General features: G+C 46.2%; 17 protein-coding genes. 7 read left to right on the top strand and 10 right to left on the bottom strand.

Going from position 1 to position 18371, the window contains the following annotated elements:
• The first annotated feature begins 76 nt into the window (after window positions 1-76).
• From SIC45_RS04485 to SIC45_RS04475, 3 genes are all read left to right on the top strand, one after another.
• A complete protein-coding gene (locus tag SIC45_RS04485; protein ID WP_319631220.1) occupies window positions 77-958 on the top strand; it encodes an aldo/keto reductase in 882 nt (293 codons plus the stop codon).
• 118 nt (window positions 959-1076) lie between these two features.
• Window positions 1077-1811, top strand: coding sequence for a YqcI/YcgG family protein (locus SIC45_RS04480; RefSeq protein ID WP_319631219.1), 735 nt, complete (start codon window positions 1077-1079; stop codon window positions 1809-1811).
• A gap of 205 nt (window positions 1812-2016) precedes the next feature.
• Window positions 2017-3492, top strand: a complete 1476-nt coding sequence (locus SIC45_RS04475) for a protein adenylyltransferase SelO (protein WP_319631218.1) — start codon at window positions 2017-2019, stop codon at window positions 3490-3492.
• A gap of 97 nt (window positions 3493-3589) precedes the next feature.
• Here SIC45_RS04475 and SIC45_RS04470 read toward each other — a convergent pair whose 3' ends face one another.
• The gene (locus SIC45_RS04470; RefSeq protein ID WP_319631217.1) at window positions 3590-4519 is read right to left on the bottom strand and encodes an AEC family transporter; all 930 of its coding nucleotides are present in this window, start codon (window positions 4517-4519) and stop codon (window positions 3590-3592) included.
• Window positions 4520-4877: 358 nt separating this feature from the next.
• Here SIC45_RS04470 and SIC45_RS04465 point away from each other — a divergent pair, with 358 nt between their 5' ends.
• Entirely contained in the window at window positions 4878-6464 is a 1587-nt protein-coding gene (locus tag SIC45_RS04465; protein WP_319631216.1) for an L-lactate permease, read from the top strand.
• Between the two features lie 58 nt (window positions 6465-6522).
• Here SIC45_RS04465 and SIC45_RS04460 read toward each other — a convergent pair whose 3' ends face one another.
• Window positions 6523-7215, bottom strand: a complete 693-nt coding sequence (locus SIC45_RS04460; protein ID WP_319631215.1) for a C40 family peptidase — start codon at window positions 7213-7215, stop codon at window positions 6523-6525.
• A gap of 498 nt (window positions 7216-7713) precedes the next feature.
• Window positions 7714-8352 (bottom strand): HD domain-containing protein, encoded by a 639-nt coding sequence (locus SIC45_RS04455; protein WP_319632926.1) that lies wholly within the window; start codon window positions 8350-8352, stop codon window positions 7714-7716.
• A 246-nt stretch (window positions 8353-8598) separates the two neighbouring features.
• Between SIC45_RS04455 and SIC45_RS04450 the strand changes: the two genes are divergently transcribed.
• On the top strand, window positions 8599-9252 hold the full coding sequence (locus SIC45_RS04450; RefSeq protein ID WP_319631214.1) for a TVP38/TMEM64 family protein: 654 nt from the start codon (window positions 8599-8601) through the stop codon (window positions 9250-9252).
• A gap of 52 nt (window positions 9253-9304) precedes the next feature.
• Here SIC45_RS04450 and SIC45_RS04445 read toward each other — a convergent pair whose 3' ends face one another.
• The gene (locus SIC45_RS04445; protein ID WP_319631213.1) at window positions 9305-10927 is read right to left on the bottom strand and encodes a solute:sodium symporter family transporter; all 1623 of its coding nucleotides are present in this window, start codon (window positions 10925-10927) and stop codon (window positions 9305-9307) included.
• 218 nt (window positions 10928-11145) lie between these two features.
• Window positions 11146-12735, bottom strand: coding sequence for an acyl-CoA synthetase MbcS (mbcS, locus tag SIC45_RS04440; RefSeq protein ID WP_319631212.1), 1590 nt, complete (start codon window positions 12733-12735; stop codon window positions 11146-11148).
• A 215-nt stretch (window positions 12736-12950) separates the two neighbouring features.
• Between mbcS and SIC45_RS04435 the strand changes: the two genes are divergently transcribed.
• Window positions 12951-13286: a hypothetical protein gene (locus SIC45_RS04435; protein ID WP_319631211.1), complete on the top strand. Its 336-nt coding sequence runs from the start codon at window positions 12951-12953 to the stop codon at window positions 13284-13286.
• A 38-nt stretch (window positions 13287-13324) separates the two neighbouring features.
• Here the strand turns inward: SIC45_RS04435 and SIC45_RS04430 are convergent, their stop codons facing one another.
• The 5 genes from SIC45_RS04430 to SIC45_RS04410 all read right to left on the bottom strand — a co-directional run bounded on the left by SIC45_RS04430 (window position 13325) and on the right by SIC45_RS04410 (window position 17723).
• Complete coding sequence (locus SIC45_RS04430; RefSeq protein ID WP_319631210.1) at window positions 13325-13690, bottom strand: Rieske (2Fe-2S) protein; 366 nt, start codon at window positions 13688-13690, stop codon at window positions 13325-13327.
• Complete coding sequence (locus tag SIC45_RS04425; RefSeq protein WP_319631209.1) at window positions 13690-14793, bottom strand: amidohydrolase family protein; 1104 nt, start codon at window positions 14791-14793, stop codon at window positions 13690-13692. Before SIC45_RS04425 ends, SIC45_RS04430 begins: the two co-directional genes overlap by 1 nt.
• A gap of 327 nt (window positions 14794-15120) precedes the next feature.
• Window positions 15121-16335 (bottom strand): NO-inducible flavohemoprotein, encoded by a 1215-nt coding sequence (gene hmpA / locus SIC45_RS04420; protein ID WP_319631208.1) that lies wholly within the window; start codon window positions 16333-16335, stop codon window positions 15121-15123.
• A gap of 293 nt (window positions 16336-16628) precedes the next feature.
• On the bottom strand, window positions 16629-17003 hold the full coding sequence (locus SIC45_RS04415; RefSeq protein WP_319631207.1) for a DUF488 domain-containing protein: 375 nt from the start codon (window positions 17001-17003) through the stop codon (window positions 16629-16631).
• A gap of 18 nt (window positions 17004-17021) precedes the next feature.
• On the bottom strand, window positions 17022-17723 hold the full coding sequence (locus tag SIC45_RS04410; RefSeq protein WP_319631206.1) for an aspartate/glutamate racemase family protein: 702 nt from the start codon (window positions 17721-17723) through the stop codon (window positions 17022-17024).
• A gap of 170 nt (window positions 17724-17893) precedes the next feature.
• On the opposite strand from SIC45_RS04410, the gene SIC45_RS04405 reads away from it, so the two are divergent.
• Window positions 17894-18346, top strand: coding sequence for a flavodoxin domain-containing protein (locus tag SIC45_RS04405; RefSeq protein ID WP_319631205.1), 453 nt, complete (start codon window positions 17894-17896; stop codon window positions 18344-18346).
• Window positions 18347-18371 lie beyond the last annotated feature (25 nt).

The following is an 18371-nucleotide window of genomic DNA, read 5'->3' as shown; positions in this document are numbered from 1 at the left end:
TTGATTAAAAAAGCCCTAACGCGGGTATCATAAACAAGGTGTACAAACTTTTGTTTTTATTGAAGGAGGATCATATATGAGCAATTCAGACATTACCGCAGATCAGGCCGGCACGTTCCGGATCGGCGGCGATATAGAAGTAAATCGTTTAGGGTACGGAGCGATGCAGTTGACCGGGGAAGGAGTATGGAAAGAACCATCCAATCCCGATGAAGCCGTCCGTGTGCTCCGCCGGGCATCAGAGCTCGGGGTAAACTTTATCGATACTGCAGACGCCTACGGCCCGTTCACGGCCAACCGTCTTATCAAAGAAGCCCTTCATCCTTATAATGATGATATGACAGTTGCTACAAAGGTAGGACTCACCCGTGCAGGCCCAAATGACTGGCGCCCAGTGGGACGTCCGGAATATCTCCGCCAGCAGGTGGAGCTGAACCTGATGGACTTAGGCCTTGAACGGATCGACCTCATGCAGCTGCACCGGGTAGATCCTGAAGTGCCGATTGCAGATCAGGTCGGCGAGCTGAAAAAAATGCAGGAGGAAGGAAAAATCCGTCATATTGGACTGAGTGAAGTGAATACAGAGCAGTTCAAAGAAGCTCAAAAGACCGCTTCCATTGCTTCTGTGCAAAACCGCTACAACCTGGCTAATCGCGAATCTGAAGAAATGCTCGACTATTGTACCGATAACAATATTGCATTTATTCCGTGGTTCCCTCTGGCTACCGGTGAACTGGCCCAGGAAGGCGGACCGCTGGCCGAGCTGTCAAAAGAGCATAATGCAAAACCTGCTCAGCTCGCGCTTGCATGGCTGTTGAAGCGCTCTGACGTCATTCTGCCAATTCCAGGCACGTCCACGGTAAGCCACCTCGAGGATAATATCGCTGCAGCCGGCATTAAACTGAGCGATGAGGAATTTAATACACTTACCAACGCCGTGAAAAACAGCAACAGTTAATCAATGTCTTATTTAAAAGCTTTCAGTCCGCAGCTTTCTCTGCACAGGCTGAAGGCTTTTTTTACCACGGGAGAGAAATAATCCTCACCTGATTTCCCTGAATGAAAGGAGCAGCAGCATGCTACAAACGACTAGCCCTTATCTGCTGACAAAAGAAGACATGGAAACGTCCGACCGGCTCCCCTCCTGGCTGCAGGAGGAATACCAGACCTTTAAGCGTGTTGTAACCAACCCGGAATTCCCCTGCTTTTTCGGCATGAAAGCGCAACGCAAGGGTGAGCTCCGCTACTCTTATATCACTCATGACCAGTGGGACCACCTTGGCGGCGTACTCGAAAGCTTTCTGCATTTAATGAAAGAACCTCCCTTTACCCGGCATGGCCTGTTCCTTTTCGTGGAGCCGGAAACACGCGCGCAGTCCGTCGATTATTATCGTTCCTATTTCTGGGACGTTTTGCAGCATCTGCATGAACAGGACCGGTACAGCTGGCCGGGAGATAAGCCAAAGGATCCCGATCATTTTTTGTGGGATTACCATTTTGCCGGCGAGCCTGTTTTCGTGTTTGGCAACGCCCCGGCCTATAAGCAGCGAAAAACAAGAGATCTCGGGAACAGCTTGATTCTCGGCTTTCAGCCCCGGGCTATTTTTGAGGGGCTCGAGGGGACAGAAAAAGGCGGCATCATGTCGAGGGAAAAAGTGCGGGCACGGGTAGAAAAGTGGGACAATCTCCCCACCCACCCGGATATCAGCCATTTTGGCGACCCGACGCACAATGAGTGGAAGCAGTTTTTCATTGGGGACGATATTAAGCCGATTGAAGGCAAATGTCCCTTCCATCATAAAGATGTATAACCGCTCCTGAGCAGCTGCAGTTAAATATTTTCCCAACACTTTCTGCTGAAAGCAGGAAGTGTTTTTATATGTATATACTTCACATCTTAAAATTTGAAGACCCCGGATGGAGGTCTGTATAATGAGTGATGTACAATCTATAAGATGATGCTTTTATCCAATATAACTTTCTGCGTTTTAAAAAATATATTTTAAAGGAGTCTTTATGGCTGACGAAAATACTGTAAAACAAGCGGGCTGGCAGCTTGAACACAGCTACGCCGCCCTTCCGCAGACCTTTTTTTCCAAAATCACTCCCGCTCCGATCCAGAATCCGGAGCTGATCATATTAAATGAACAGCTTGCTGACTCCCTCGGTCTCGACAGCGGGGCGCTACAAGAGGAGGAAGGCGTGCAGATACTCGCAGGCAGCCGGACACCGGATAGCGGCCTGCCGCTTGCCCAGGCTTATGCCGGTCATCAGTTTGGCCATTTTACGATGCTTGGGGACGGGCGCGCCCTGCTTCACGGGGAACAAATAACCCCGGATGGCCGCAGGATTGATATTCAGCTGAAGGGCTCCGGCCGAACGACTTATTCACGCGGCGGGGACGGACGGGCTGCTCTTGGACCTATGCTTCGCGAGTATATTATCAGTGAAGCGATGCATGCCCTTGGCATACCAACTACCCGGAGTCTTGCCGTAGTCAAAACCGGTGAACCTGTTTTTCGCGAAAGTATACTGACCGGTGCAGTGTTAACACGTACGGCCTCAAGCCATCTGCGTGTCGGGACGTTTGAATATGCCCTGAACCGCGGATCGATGAATGACCTGCGGGCGCTTGCCGACTACACGATCAGCCGGCACTATCCGGAAGTCCGGGAGACGGAAAATCCGTATCTGATGCTGCTCCGGGAAGTTGTTACACGTCAGGCTTCCTTAATAGCCAAATGGCAGCTTGCCGGCTTTATCCACGGAGTAATGAACAGCGATAATATGGCTCTCAGCGGGGAAACCATCGATTACGGCCCATGTGCTTTTATGAACAGCTATGATCCGAAAACCGTCTTTAGTTCAATTGATGCACGCGGCCGCTACGCTTACGGAAGACAGCCTATCATGGCAGAATGGAATCTGTCCCGATTTGCCGAAGCCCTCGTCCCTCTGATTGACGAAAATCAGGAAAAAGCCGTCGAGCTCGCACAGGCAGAAATCTCCAGTTTCCCGGAAAAGTTTAATATGTACTGGCTCCAGGGCATGCGTGCAAAACTCGGTCTTTTCACGGAAGAAGCAGAAGACGAAGCACTTATTACCGACCTGCTCAACCTTATGCAGGAACTAGAAGCAGATTACACGAATACCTTCCGGGCCCTCACCTTTAATAAGCTGGACAAAACCGGACTGTTTACAGACAATCGGTTTGCTTCCTGGCAGGAACGCTGGCAGGAACGCCTTAGAAAACAAAATGAATCCCAAGAAGATTCCCGCCAGCTGATGCGTGACAATAACCCGGCGGTCATTCCACGGAACCATCATGTGGAAGAAGCACTTGAAGCTGCCGAGAAAAATGGAGATTACAGCGTCATGAATAAGCTTTTGGATGTACTTGCAGATCCTTATGCCCATACAAGGGAACAGGAAGATTATACAGCACCGCCCGCGCCTACGCTTGTGCCCTACCGCACTTACTGCGGCACGTAAAAACGATATGTAATCAAAGGAAGCCCCTGCTCAGCATTAAACAGGGGCTTCCTATTTTTATAAAAATTTTTAGTTATTATGACAGCTCTTTATTGTTTCATCCAAACCATACCTGCGATAAAAGGATAACAATGGAAACCGTCACCCCTCCAAGCATTGTAGAAATTAGCACGCTTTGAGCGGCATATTCCGGATAATTATCATATTCAAGCGCGAACAGGGCACTGTTTCTGGACATAGGAAACGAACTTGCAATAAATAACGCCTGGGCAGTCGTTCCTTCAAGCTGAAGCAGCCAAATAATTCCCAAAGCGATAAGTGGAGCTCCCACTAATCGAAGACTGATGGTAAAAAAGAAGACAGGAGATAAATATTTCAGCTTCGGGTAAGCAATCTGGGCTCCAAGGACAAGAAGTGCCAGTGCCGTAAACCCCGCAGCGATCTGATTTAACACCTGCTCTGCCGCTTTTGGCAGTGATAGATTAAATATGTAAAACACAAGACCAAGAGCTAAAGCGTAAATCGTAGGCGTTTTAAACAAAGGAGCCATATTTTCTTTTATTCCTGATTTCTGTGTCGTTGCAGAAGTGAAAATTCCATATGTAAATGTTAAAAAGTTTTGAAACATCAGTACAATAATTTGGATCGACACCCCGAGCGGATTGGAGGCGAACACCAGCTGGCTGACCGGAAGCCCGAAGTTCCCTGAATTCATAAGTACTACACTGTTTTTAAATATCGCCGTAAGCTTCGCATCCATCCCGAACAGTTTTGCACATACGCCGGCAAGCAGGGCCAGCAGCAAAAACTGGATAATCAGAAAGGTACCAACGTCAAGCAAAACAAACGACTCCACCTCCATGGCAGAAATGTTTGTAAAAATAACGACAGGGAGAAACAGGCCCGTTAACAGCTTTGAAAGCGTACTGAGATGAAAATCGTATATTCGATGAAGTACTGCTCCGAGCAGCAGTAAAATAAAGATTGGAAGCATTACTTCGAGCATAATTAATGGTAAAAAGGACAAGAAAGCATCTCTCCCCCGCAGTCGGTAATATGAATAATTTTACCTTTTTTCAATATACTAATAATCCTATTCAAGGGCAATAAAAATGGTAAATTTATCCTTAAATAAACTGAATAACCTTTAGATATTTATAGCAGACCTATTTAATTATCACTTTTCATTCTTCCGCCGTGACAGTATATTGTCTGATTTATGTCTGAATAACGACAAAAAACTCTACGCCTCTACGGATCCGAATCCCCTATTGCATACATCCATGAAAGCGTTTAACATATAATCAAGACATCTGATGACCATATCTTAAAAAAGAAAATAACTTTTATTTTAACTTATTTCTTCCTCTAAAGGAGATACGTCTATGCTGATGCTCGTTGCGCTAAGTGCTGTCATTTTCCCATTTATTTTTCTTGTTCTGCTTCGCATGCCTGCCATTAAAGGAATGACCCTCAGTTCTGTTATTGTGATTCTGCTTGCCGTGACAGTATGGGGTATGGGGGGCCAGATTATTTTTTCTTCCATTCTCCAGGGCGCCCATAAAACACTAACGATTCTGCTTATTTTATTTGGAGCTCTCGTCCTGCTGAATACCCTTCGGAGAAATGGAGCTGTGGACCGTATTAACCAGGGTTTTCAGAGTATTTCACAGGATATGCGGGTGCAGTTGATTATTGTAGCTTTTCTTTTTGGTTCCCTGCTTGAAGGGGCGGCAGGCTTCGGCACTCCGGCAATGATTACCGCTCCGCTGATGCTCGCCTTAGGATTCAAGCCGCTGGCTGCAGTAGCTACAGCACTGATTGCGGATAGTTCAGCTGTTGCTTTTGGGGCCGTAGGCACGCCTGTGATTGTCGGACTCAGTACACTCGATGCAGCGGACCTAGCCTTTTTTCAGGAGGTTGGCATTACAGTTACATTAATTGATTTATTCGGCGGCACTTTTATCCCTTTTATTTTAATTGCGGTACTCACGCTGTTTTTCGGAAACGGCAAAGGATTGAAAGACGCATGGCCCATGCTTCCCTGGACATTAATGATCGGAGCTGTGTATACGACCTCAGCACTGCTGTATGCGTTCTTATTCGGGCCGGAATTTGTCGCTATTTTAGGAGCACTCACCGGACTCGCTGCGGCAGCATTCACCGCGAAAAAAGGCATTCTGCTTCCGAAGGAGATCTGGACAGAAGCCCTGCAGGACGATTTCGAGGTTGATAAAGAAAAATCCGATATGAGTCTTCTTACCGCGTGGTCTCCGTACTTGATTGTAGTCGCTCTTCTGCTTTTAACCAGAATTGTTCCCTGGCTGCGGGAGTTTACGACTTCGTTTCTTGACCTTTCCTGGACTAATATTTTAGGGGTGGAAGGTGTGACCTCCAATTGGGAGCTGCTGTATTCCCCCGGAACTATTCTCACTGTTACTGCCCTGCTGGCCGTACTGATTCAACGGCGTTCGTTTAAAAATTTCACCGCTTCTTCAAAAGAAGCTCTTTCCACCATCAAAATTACCGGCATTACTTTATTTGCCACGCTTGCGATGGTGCATGTATTTAGTAACTCCGGGATCAACACCAGTGATATTACCAGTATGCCAGAATATATCGCAGCCGGCATGGCAGCTGCTTTTGGCCCTATGTGGATTCTTGTCGCCCCGTTTCTCGGAGAGCTTGGATCATTTATTACCGGAAGCGCCACCGTTTCCACTCTTACATTCTCCCCTGTGCAATACAGCATCGCCAACGCTACCGGAGTAGACGCTACGGTGGTGCTCGGGGCCCAGCTGGTAGGCGCTGGCGCCGGGAACATGATTTGTATTCATAACGTAGTCGCTGCATGTGCCGTGGTTGGCATGGAGGGAAAAGAAGGCAGCGTCATCCGGAAAACGCTCGGTCCGGCCATTCTTTACGGGGTGCTCGCAGGACTGGGAGGATTGATTATAATGAATATATTCTAATATAAAAACCAGGCATGACCCTTTAATAAGCGTCATGCCTGGTTTTTGTATTTTTGCTTTAAAGCTGTCCGGCGCCCATATAACGTGGACCCCAGTAGGAGCTGTCAAGACTTGAAGTAGTCACGCCTGTAGAAGATCCGGAATGAATAAATTCATTATTGCCTACGTAGATACCCGCGTGGGACGGTCCACCTCTTGTGTCAAAGAAAACAACGTCTCCCGGAGAAGGACTCGAAACCTTCGAGCTTGCACTATACATGCCCGAAACGGTTCTTGGAATGCTTTCCCCATGCTTTTCATAAACGTAATTGATAAAGCCACTGCAGTCAAAGCCGCTTGGAGACTCGCCGCCCCATACATAAGGTGACCCGATGTATTGCTTAGCGGTGCCCGTAATACCAGAGTTGCTGCTTGTAGATACGCCGGCTACCTGTTCACTCGAGGATCCTGCATCCATCAAAGAGCCCTGCGTCATTGGACCGGCTACGCCGTAATAACTGCCGGCCGGGGATGAGATGTCGTGATCGGCTTGATATTCTTTTACCGCGCTTAACGTTCGTGGACCGAACCGTGAGCCGGTGTATCCGTGGAAATAGCCTTCATCCTTTAAGGTTTCCTGCAAATCATTTACCGACGAATTCGTGTCGCCGTAAGATAAAGATCCGTGATCATCGATTGATGCATCTGCTGCCTGCGGGGCACCAAATATTACTCCTGCTGTAATTGCTGTTCCAAAAAGATATTTTTTCATTATAATGTTCACTCGTCGAAGCACCCATCACCGAAACTTGATTAAGTAGGTATTCTTTATTTTTCTTATATGTTTACTTGCCTTTTGCCACACGACTGTAGTAACAACGGCTGGTCACGACGGAGTGAAACTGCACCTCCATTAAGTAATTTAAAAATTTTATATGTGTTAAATCAGCGACTCAACATGACCGAGTATATCTGACCCGGCGTCGTTAAACAACGACATTGGGGCATTTGTAATCTCATTTTAATAAAAGTAATATTTTATACATTAATTAGGTAAATAAAAATTAATATCTTTTTAAATAGACCTTAAACTTTTACAACAAGGGTCCAAAGTACTTTGTTTTAAAAATTATTTATTATTCGAATAGCTTTTCCGCAGAGCGTCAGTACAAAAACGTTCTTCCCGCATTCAGTATAATTATTCCCAGAGCAGCTCCGGCCACATTTAAAAGTGCCGCCGTCGAAACGGCAGCACTTTAGTTTATTCTTTTTATTCTTTCCACGGGGAATGCAGCACGCATTCACAAAAGTCCGGACTCTTATAATCCGGCATAAACCGCTCGCAGACATCCGCTTTAATATTTCCAAATGTCGTTTCCGGCTTATGCTTGAATCCTTCATAAAAAGCAGGAAGGATTTTTTCTTTAAAGTTATTCCGCGGATACGCGCTCACTACCTCCTCCCGTAATTTTTCAGGAAACTGGTGGTATCCATCTCCCATGACGTCAAGCCCTACACCTGAATAAAGAAGGGAAACCTCAGACTCTTTGTATTCTGCAACTCCAATTGTCGTATGCAGGGCGATAGCGTCCCATACAAGACGAACAGACTCATCCTCCATGCTATGCTGCTGCAGGAAGCTGCGGGCTGCATTGGCCCCGTCTACCTCAAACCGTTTATCAGGACTGCTGTACTGAGACGTCAACCCGAGATCGTGAAACAATGCACTCACATATAACAGCTCCGAATCATACTTCAATCCGGCTTCCCTTCCCTGAATTTCCCCGAAAAGATAGGCGCGGTTCGAGTGATTCCAAAGCAGTTCGGATCCGTATTCCCGCAGCAGATCAGCTGCTTCTTTTGCTATTTTACTATCAGGAATTTTTACTCCTGCTACACTATTTACCATATTCATTCATCCTCTCCTGTTCATATGTTTATCTGCATGCTGTTAGTGAGTTTTCCCTTCTGCGGCTTCATGTATGCGTTATTTTAATAATTCATACGATCCCGTTCATTAATTGTCGTTTGGATGCATCCGGCGTGTTAAGCTGAAATAGTCTAAGCCCGTAAAAACAGTCCCGCTGCGCATGCTTGTTTTAAACATATTAAGAGGTATATACTGCCCAGCTTCTGCAGTCAAAGGAGGGAAAACGTGCGCTCACGTATAAATATTATCAAAGGATTCTTATTTATTGCCATATTAATCGGACTGTATTACCTTTTCAACATCAGACTGAGCATTCATCCGACAGAAATTCAGGACTTCATCACTTCGTTTGGGTGGACTTCACCGTTCGTTTTTCTGCTTGCCTACACGCTGGGTCCTTTTATATACTTTCCCTCCTCTCTGCTTTCCATCACTGCCAGTATCACTTATGGTTTATGGCCCGGTGTGCTTTATATATGGACAGGAGCCCTGGGCGGAGCCACTAGTGGATATTTTATCGGACGTTTTATGGGGAAAACCATATTCAGCAAGCACCGTATTCCGTGGAATCCCAGAATGAAACATTTGATGGAAAACCGTGGTTTTTTTGTGGTGTTAGTGCTCCGTCTCATCCCACTGATGGGGTTTAGCATGCTGAGCTATTTGTCTGGTTTCTCGAAAATCAAATATTCGCATTTCATTTCTGCCACCATGATCGGTATCATTCCCGGCATGCTGATGTACGGCACGTTTGGGCAAAGCATCATCTCCGGGAGCCGCCTTCTGCTTTGGATAGCGATTATTTTACTTTTTATTTTGAGCGCTGCCGGCTTTTTTCTTCGAAAGAAAATTAAAAAATGGCTTGGACTGCAGCCATAAAAAAGCTAGAGCACCTCATCGGCACTCCAGCACTTTCAACGTCTATTTCCCTTTACCCGGCAAGACCGATAGGAGAGAACAGCAAATACGTAGCTACGACAGTGATAATGATGACTGCGCTCACCCATTTTCTGTGCTTCCACGGAGTCATATCCACTTTGTTGATATTTTCCTGGAACTCAAACGGCTTATCAATCGGTTTCATCCGACTCACCAGCCATAGGACGAAAATGTCGACAAAGAACAACACGCTGAATGCATACAGATAATGATAATCCATAAACAGCCAGAAAATACCGTAGAGTACCACGTGAGTGACAAATGTCACCTTTGCAGCAAAGGCAGTACCATACTTGAAATAAAATCCGAGTATAATAATGACAAGCAGCGGCATGCTGTATAATCCATTAAACGATTGTACGACGTTGTAAAGCCCCGACGGAGCAAAAGAAATGAGCGGAGCAATTAATATAGCAATTAAAGCTACAATGACTGTAATTAATTTCCCAGCCCGAGCCACCTGTCTGTCGCTTGCGTCTTTTTTAATTAACGGCTTATAAAAGTCCAGCGTAAACAGCGTAGCGGTTGCATTCAATGCGCCGACAAATGAACTTAAAATAGCCCCGAAAATGACTGCTGCAAAAATTCCTTCCACCGACGGCGGCAGTACTTCTGTAACTAAACGCGGATACGCGTTATCTGCCGTTCTAAGCTCCCCGCCAAACAGATTAAACGCAATAATCCCTGGAAATACGAGAAACAAAGCGCCGAATATTTTAAAGAAGCCTACATACAAAGCACCCTTCTGGCTTTCCTTCAGGTTTCTTCCCGCCAGTGCTTTTTGTACGATCATCTGGTTTGTGCACCAGAAAAACAAGTTATTAAAAAACATCCCTAAAAAGAGGGTCGGCCACGGTACATAAGAAGAATCAATGGCGCCAATGGAGTTTAATTTTTCAGGAGTATTCGCCTGAATCGTTTCCATACCACGGAAGAAGTTCCCATCACCTAAGGCCATCAGTCCAAGGACCGGAATAGTAAGTCCGCCGAGCAAAAGAGCAATGCCGTAAACAGTATCACTGAAAGCGCTTAACCTTAAGCCACCCATCAAAAGATAAAGAAGACCGATAAGCCCAGTCAATCCAGCGATAAAGGCGACGGCTGTCAAAGGCTCAACGCCGAGTAATTGATCTACAGCAAAAATTTGATTAAATACGAGTGAACCGGAGTACAACACGACGGGTAAGAAGGAAGTCATATAAGTGAAAATAAACAGAAAAGAGGCAATTCTTTTTGTCGTTTTGTCGTACCTGGTTTCGATAAAATCAGTAACAGTGTCCACACCATATTTTAAGTATTTCGGAAGAAACACAAGTGCCAGCAGTACAATCGCTATGGCTGAGGTTACTTCCCATGCCATTACTTCCATACCCGAAGCGTAGCTTTGGCCGTTCTGGCCGACAATCTGCTCGGTCGATAAGTTCGTCATAATAATCGTACCGGCAATCGTAATACCGGTTAAACTTCGGCCGGCCAGAAAGTAGCCTTCTGCACTGTCTGTTTTAACTGAGCGGCTGCGGGTATAAGCAAAAAGCCAAATAGCCCCGACGATAATAACAAATGTAATAAGAGATAAAATAACGAGCCCCCCTTTGGTCTTATGTCCGTCACACATTTTTTAAATCGAAACAAGCACCTCAATTTTGTTTCAATTTCTCCCCCTTCAGCGGGGTTGTTCTTATTCTAACTGAAATTATCAGCAAGGTAAACGCTTTCCTAAAAATATTTTTAATCTTTGCTCATCTTTATATTTTTACGAAACCATTTTCGCAAAAATATACAACTGCCCTGCGCAACAAGCACAGGACAGTTCAATCAGGCTGCTTCATTCAGCTATTGATTTTTGTTTGCCTTCGCGAGCTCCTGTTCACGGAGTTCTACACGGCGTATTTTTGCAGAGCTTGTTTTGGGAAGTGATTCCACAAACTCAATGCGGCGCGGATATTTATACGGGGCAGTCATTTTCTTTACATGGTTCTGCAGTTCCTTCGTCAAATCCTCTTCATTTTCCACCTGGCCGTTAGGTACGATAAAAGCCTTCACGACGTTACCCCGGATATCGTCCGGGCTTGCCACTGCGGCGCATTCTTTAACAGAAGGATGCTTTGTAAGTGCGTCCTCTACTTCAAACGGCCCAATTGTATATCCTGAACTGATAATAATGTCGTCACTGCGCCCCTGGAACCAGTAGTAATTATCTTCATCCTTCATCGCCCTGTCTCCGGTCAAAAAGTAATCGCCCTGGTAGGAATCATTCGTACGTTCGGGCTCTCTGTAATAGCCCTGAAACAGCGATGGAAGATTACGGTGTACAGCGATATTGCCAATTTCATTGGCCTTCGCCGGATGGCCGTCTTCATCCACTATTTCAATAAACTGTTCGATCATTGGTTTGCCCATGGAACCTATTTTTTCAGGGACACCCTTCAGTGTTCCGATAAGCAGCGTACTTTCTGTCTGCCCGTATCCATCGCGAACCGGAAGGTTAAATTTATCGCGGAACACTTGAATGACCTCTTCATTTAAAGGCTCTCCTGCTGAAACAGCGCTGTGCATCGCTGAAAGATCATATCTTTCGAGACCGTCAATTTTCGCCATCAGCCGGTACTCTGTCGGCGTGCAGCAAAGCACATTGACCTGTTCGTCCTGAAGCAGCTGCAGATAAGTTTCCGGATCAAAACGGCCGTTATAGGCGAACCCGGTGGCACCCTGGCCCAGAACAGATAAAAACGGGCTCCAGACCCATTTCTGCCAGCCTGGTCCGGCGGTAGCCCAGACAACATCGTTTTCATGAATGTCGAGCCACTCGTCTGCCGCTACCCTAAGATGGGCGTATGCCCAGCCATGGCTGTGCACGACAGCTTTTGGTTTCCCAGTCGTTCCCGAAGTATAAGGAAGAAAGGCAGTGTCATCACGGTGAGTCTGTACAATGTTAAAGCTTTGGGACTCTTCTGCTGCCATTGATTCAAGCTCTTTCCATCCCTCTTTACTGCCACCGATCATCAGCTTATGCTCGAGGGTTTCCGGCATAGGATCCATCCGGTCGATTTCCTCTGCGTACGGAGCATACGAAATGATCGCGCGGGAGCCGGAATGGTCCGCCCGGTACTTGATATCATCCGCCCGGAGCATTTCTGAAGAAGGAATAATCACAAGTCCTGCTTTCAGGCAAGCGTAATACGCAACATAGGCTTCCACAAGCCGGGGAACCATGACAAGCACCTTATCTCCTTTGGAAAGTCCAAGGCCCGTAAGGACGTTGGCATACTGATTGGCCTGCTGGATCAGTTCATGATATGTAACCTCGCGGCGGCTGCCTTTATCGTCCTGCCATTTCAATGCCAGGCGATCAGAATCATAGCGTTCCATTTCTTCGATTAAATTATAGGTTGCATTTGGTGTCAGCTGATTTGCATCAATCATAATCACATATCTCCCTTGCCACTATTTTATCTTTTTCTATCATATGTGCCACAGCAGTGTATGTCTACTTATACGCCTAAAGAAATCTGATTATTTTAATTATGATTTTATCTTTTTTTCATGTTTGTGGGAAGAAGGAAACGGTTATAGCAGGAGAGGAACGTTTTTGTACGGTAACTACTATTGATTTGGAAACAGAAAGGATGAATGTCACGATGAATATTATTATCAGTAAGCCTAATGAGGAAATTGAAGTCCGCGAAGTAGATGGACAAAATGATATCTACAGTATTATGGGCAATGACGCCATCATGCTCGAAATGATTCCGGAGCTTGACGTTTACGCGCTTGCGAACGAAGATCAGTATGAAGAAGCGGATTACAAAGTAGAATCCAAGCAGTTCGGGGATCTTACGAATAAATACTCCCTGACCGGAACGTCGGTTATATTGACGTTGGATGCTGCCGGCAACTACGCTGAATTGAACGATGAACAGATTGAAGCTGTCCGTCAGCTGCAGGAAGTCCGCGGCGGTAATTTAAACAGCTAATCACTCCCCAGTTAAATATCAATAAAAAAAAGAGAGGCTTACGAGCCTCTCTTTAATTCTACATATACATAGCTGTTTTCCACATAAGCGGAAAACTCTTTTAGTTTACCTTTGACCGGCGCAAGCGGCTTGCCGCTTTCCCGCAGATTGTATTCTCTTCCGTGCCAAGGGCACCGGACAATGTCGCCTTCATGCTCAAAGGAATACTCCCCGGGTGCTGTACTCATAGGAGCACCGTCAATTTTCCCCTTCGACATGCAGGCTCCCTGGTGGGGGCACCGGTCGATAAACGCCCGCACTTCCCCCTCGGATGTCCTGCACACAAAAACCGGAATATTATCGACGCTTCCCGGGATCATTTCCTGTTCTTCCAATTCCTCTTCCCTGCAGATAACGGCTGCCATCAGACATCACCCCGGGCCGGCAGCTTCGGATAGAATTTTCTGGCGTTTTCACCATAGATCCGCTTAAGCACGTCCTCTTCAAGTCCTTTTGGCACAGCTTCATCCGGAGAATCGTAATCCCAGTGTGGATAGTCCGTACTAAAGCAGATAATTTCATCGGTCCCCATTTGCTCTACCAGGAGATTCCATTCTTTTCTGCTCATTTCTTCAAGCGGCTGGGTCGTAAACGCCATCCGGTTTTTGATAGTATCACTCGGCATCGTCGTTACCCACGGCACTTCGTGGCGAAGATCCTTAAACTGCTGATCAAGTTTCTTCATTAAAAATGGCACATACGTGAAGCCGCCCTCGATCATCATCAGCTTCAGGTTTGGATATTTCTCAAATACCCCGTTAAAAATCATGCTCGTGATCTGTGCCATATGAGACGTTGCGATCAGGGAGTGCCATTCAATAAAGTATCTCGGCCATTTTCCGAGCGGAGCCGGCGGTTCGTTATGATGCATGCCGATCATCAGGTCATGGCGCTCGGCGGCTTCAAATATCGGATGATAGTACGGGTCGCCCCACGCGATATCATCGATGGGCAAAAGCACCTGAATCATTTTTGGGTGAGAGCCGACGCGTTCAATTTCTTTCACCGCGTTTGCTACTTCCTGGGCTGCAATGTGAACGGAGCCATACAGGCGGCTGTCTTTATCTAGCCAGTCATTAATCTGCCAGTCATTATAAGCACTGGCGAGAGCTGTGGCCATTTCATACCATCCGTGCATCGAAGACGGGGATGGATCAAGCGCTCCGGTTAAAATACCGAATTCGTGATTGTTGGCGTCAAGCAGCTGCTCCTGCATAAACGGAAGGCTTGTTCCCGCTGGTTTACCGTCCGGCGTTTTTGCGTCGGCCCGGTCCACTCCGGCCACGGCAGGCTGGGTGAACGGCATATGTTTTTCCTGCTGCCAATGGCAATCTTCAATATATCTTCTCCACGGCTGCTCTAAGTATGGAAATAAATCTTCATACATTACCCGTTCATGAATATCAGTGTCGATCAGGCTGTACTTTTTTGTTTGGTTAGTTTTAGCTTCATTGTTTAAAGTCTGCATAAATCAGCATCCTTCCTTTCATCTACTTCCTAACCGTACCAGACTGGACCTGGAATAAACAAAGCGCTCTAGAAGGCGCCCGGCTCTATAAGCTGTGCCAGTGGATGCCAGTGAGCGTCAGTGAACGTCAGTAGCAGTTTTTCAGTATTTAACGCTTTACTTACTAATAAATTTATTACTCTCCCCCTTATAACTAATATAAATGCTTGAATGAACGAATGATCATGCATGATGGGGCATTGCCCAGGTGGAAAATTGAACAAAACAGCTGCGGCAGAATCCAAATGGAGATGCCGCAGCTGAATCAGTTTTAGCCCCGGGGTTTAATTATTCAATCGTGCTTTCCGGTCCAAACACTTCGTAATGTCGATGCTCAGCCGGCACTCCTCTATCCTTTAACATTTCGTTAACTGCTCTCATAAAAGGTATTGGGCCGCAGAAATAAAAATCTGCCTGCTCATCAGAAAGGACGGTTTCCAGCCAATCTGCGTCTATAAACCCTTCTTTATCAAACATTTTATGCGTGCGGTCTTCCTCTGTCGGGACGGAATAACAGGTGTAGGCCTCAATATTTGAATACGTATCTGCGAGCTGCTCCACATGTGCTTTCATGGCATGCACCCTGCTGCTGTCAGCAGCGTGAACAAACGTCACATTTCGTTTCGTATCTTCCTGCACGAGTGTATTCAGCATGCTCATCATTGGGGTCACCCCAACGCCGCCGCTGATTAACACAATTGGCATTTCCTCTGTTTCCATCACGAATTCTCCTGCCGGTGCTGCAAACAGCAGCACATCGCCTTCATTTACGTCCCGGTGCAGATAATTCGACACAATGCCGGCCGGATTTCCGTTCTCGGGATCCTCCCGCTTTACGCTGATCCGGTAATAATCTTCGTTCGGAGCATCCGAGAGGCTGTAGTGGCGCATATGTGTATAGGGCTCACCCTCAATATCTGCCTGCAGCGTTAAATACTGGCCCGGCTGCTGTGGTATAATCGCCTCCCCGTCCTGTGGCTTTAAGTAAAATGACGTGATGACGTCACTTTCCGGCACTTTTTCCGCTACATAAAACGGGCGGTAGCCTGTCCATCCGCCGAGGGCGGCTTCTACTTCTTCATATTTAACTGCTTCCTTTTGAATGAAAATATCAGCAAGCTCGTGATACGCTTCTCCCCAGGCACCCAGGATTTCCGGGGTCGCAGCGTCTCCGAGTACTTCCTCTACCGCCTCCAGCAGTGTTTCACCTACTAGTCCATAGTGCTCCGGCCTGACATCCAGAGCCCGGTGCTTCTCTGCCACACGTTCAATCATCGGCCGAAGCTCTTCCAGCCGGTCAATATTCGCTCCCGCCTGGTAAACAGAGTAGGCAAGGGCTTCCGGCTGTACACCTGTTTCCTGATTCGTCTGGTTAAACATGTTCTGCAGCTCGGGAGCTTTTTCAAATAGCATTTCATAAAAACGGTTGCCAATGGCTGAGGCATTAGCCTGAATAGCCGGAGCTGTAGCTTTTACAGTTTCAATTGTTTGTGGTGCAAGCATCGAATTCCTCCAGTGAAAACGTTTTTAATTTCTATAAAAAGTGTATTATAAATACATATTTAAAACTATACTTTTAGAAATCCTTCATTAAACGTTCACAATCAATGTTTGTATACAAAATAGCTCCGTTTCTACCTGGAAACGGAGCGGTGTATATTTATTTGGCACATCCAAAGCAGTACAGCCGGCCGTTCTCATGAACCCCTTCCAAAAACCCGTCCCGGCAGTAAATTTCTTTACCGCACTCACTGCACCGGCCCAGATACTCCTCCATCGTTGTCACCCCTTCTTCTTTAAGAAACCTTCGGCTGGCGGTCAAGAATTTCTTTTAAGACGCGGGCATGATTATACGTTTCTTCCTTTGCAGCAAACACGAGCGTCACCTGCTTGTTCTGCTCACGCACAGTCTGCTTTAACTGATCGAGAGCTTCAGCCTGTTCGGCATTCTGCTCGAGCTCCTTCTTATACTTCTCTTTAAATTCATTAAACCTTTCCGGATCGTGGGAGAACCATTGCCGCAGCTGCTTTGAAGGAGCAACATCCCTGGCCCATTCGTCCACTTTAGCTTTATCCTTTGCTATCCCCCGCGGCCACACGCCGTCGACTAAAACCCGGTGCCTCTCCCCTTCATCTGCTTCTTCGTAAATCCTTTTCAATTGAATGGCCATTGCTGCCCTCCGTATGCTTTATTTTTCTTCAAACATGAAATCTACGGCCTTATCCACGTGAACCTGCATCGTATTTAAAAACGGGATCGAAAAATCTTCATCAGAAAGAATCATCGGGAGTTCGGTGCAGCCAAGAATCACAGTATCAAGTTGATGCTGTTCGATCATTTCCCTGGTGATCCGTTCAAATTCTTTTTGCGTCCCAGGATTTACGATACCATTCTCAAGCTCGCTTACAATTTTTTCGTGTAAATACTGCTGTGTGCTTTCCTCAGGCACATAGATATTCTTCCCCTTCTCCTTGAACGGTTTCCTGAAAAATTCCTGCTCCATCGTAAACTTTGTGCCCAGCAGGCCAATATTTTCAGCACCCTGATTTTCTGCTGCTTCCACCGCTGCATCAACAATGCTGAGCATCGGGACGTCGACCTGCTTCTGTACTTCCTCAAATACAAGGTGCGGAGTGTTCGCTGCAATAATGATGCCGTCGACGTCCAGCAGTTCAAGCTTCCGGGCTGCATTGCCCAGATACTCAATCAGATCATCCATTCGTTCTTCCGAAATATACTTAAAAATGTTGTACATATTAATACTGGTAATGTACAATTCCGGAAGCACCTGAAGATTGCCTTTTTTCCACTGATATTTTTTAATAATGGATTGGTAATATTCTACTGTGGATTCCGGACCAAGGCCGCCGATAATACCTATCTGTTTCATTTTTCTCCCCCTTCACAAAAATTATTAATATATATTATCGATATATATTTTAACATATTTGGATGAACATCTATTTACCGGAGTAATTGCACAAGCAGGCAGCCAAATATATAATAAGTATATTAGATATGTATTTTATGCACGAAACTATAAAAGAAAGGAATGGACATATGCGAATACTTTTGTTCTATTCCACGATGACTGGAAATACTGAAGATATGGCGATCGATACGGAGGAAGAGCTCATCAACCGCGGACATGAAGTAGAACTGATGGACATGATCGCCGACGGCCTTCCAAACGAAGATCCCCTCCCGCACGACCTGCTCATTATGGGCACGTACACGTGGGGCGAAGGCGATATCCCCGAAGAAACAGAGGACTTTCTGGAAGATCTTTTTGCCTATGATATTTCAACCCTTTCGATTTCCATCTTTGGCTCCGGAGACCATGCGTATGAAAACTTCGCCGGAGCTGTTGATGAAATGATCGGGCAGTTCCGCGAACGCGGACATAAAGGTGATATTCCCACTATGAAGGTTGACGTGGATGAAATGGATAATATTGCTGCAGATATTAAAAGCTATGTGGACCGCATCGAGGAAAAGTTTTTAGTAAAATAATAGTCAGCACGACCAACCCCGGAGG

The organism is Marinococcus sp. PL1-022, assembly GCF_033845285.1.
Lineage (GTDB): Bacteria > Bacillota > Bacilli > Bacillales > Marinococcaceae > Marinococcus.
The sequence above is the reverse complement of the archived record's forward strand: the minus strand, read 5'-3'. Positions and strand labels throughout refer to the sequence as shown.

Excerpts from the sequence above, each read along its gene's own strand:
- SIC45_RS04480 (WP_319631219.1), top strand. The coding sequence starts at position 1,077 with ATGCTACAAACGACTAGCCCTTATCTGCTGACAAAAGAAGACATGGAA.
- SIC45_RS04475 (WP_319631218.1), top strand. The coding sequence starts at position 2,017 with ATGGCTGACGAAAATACTGTAAAACAAGCGGGCTGGCAGCTTGAACAC.
- mbcS (WP_319631212.1), bottom strand. The coding sequence starts at position 12,735 with ATGATTGATGCAAATCAGCTGACACCAAATGCAACCTATAATTTAATC.
- SIC45_RS04455 (WP_319632926.1), bottom strand. The coding sequence starts at position 8,352 with ATGGTAAATAGTGTAGCAGGAGTAAAAATTCCTGATAGTAAAATAGCA.
- SIC45_RS04425 (WP_319631209.1), bottom strand. The coding sequence starts at position 14,793 with ATGCAGACTTTAAACAATGAAGCTAAAACTAACCAAACAAAAAAGTAC.
- SIC45_RS04415 (WP_319631207.1), bottom strand. The coding sequence starts at position 17,003 with ATGGCCATTCAATTGAAAAGGATTTACGAAGAAGCAGATGAAGGGGAG.
- SIC45_RS04465 (WP_319631216.1), top strand. The coding sequence starts at position 4,878 with ATGCTGATGCTCGTTGCGCTAAGTGCTGTCATTTTCCCATTTATTTTT.
- SIC45_RS04405 (WP_319631205.1), top strand. The coding sequence starts at position 17,894 with ATGCGAATACTTTTGTTCTATTCCACGATGACTGGAAATACTGAAGAT.
- SIC45_RS04460 (WP_319631215.1), bottom strand. The coding sequence starts at position 7,215 with ATGAAAAAATATCTTTTTGGAACAGCAATTACAGCAGGAGTAATATTT.
- SIC45_RS04435 (WP_319631211.1), top strand. The coding sequence starts at position 12,951 with ATGAATATTATTATCAGTAAGCCTAATGAGGAAATTGAAGTCCGCGAA.
- SIC45_RS04445 (WP_319631213.1), bottom strand. The coding sequence starts at position 10,927 with ATGTGTGACGGACATAAGACCAAAGGGGGGCTCGTTATTTTATCTCTT.
- SIC45_RS04410 (WP_319631206.1), bottom strand. The coding sequence starts at position 17,723 with ATGAAACAGATAGGTATTATCGGCGGCCTTGGTCCGGAATCCACAGTA.
- SIC45_RS04485 (WP_319631220.1), top strand. The coding sequence starts at position 77 with ATGAGCAATTCAGACATTACCGCAGATCAGGCCGGCACGTTCCGGATC.
- SIC45_RS04430 (WP_319631210.1), bottom strand. The coding sequence starts at position 13,690 with ATGGCAGCCGTTATCTGCAGGGAAGAGGAATTGGAAGAACAGGAAATG.
- hmpA (WP_319631208.1), bottom strand. The coding sequence starts at position 16,335 with ATGCTTGCACCACAAACAATTGAAACTGTAAAAGCTACAGCTCCGGCT.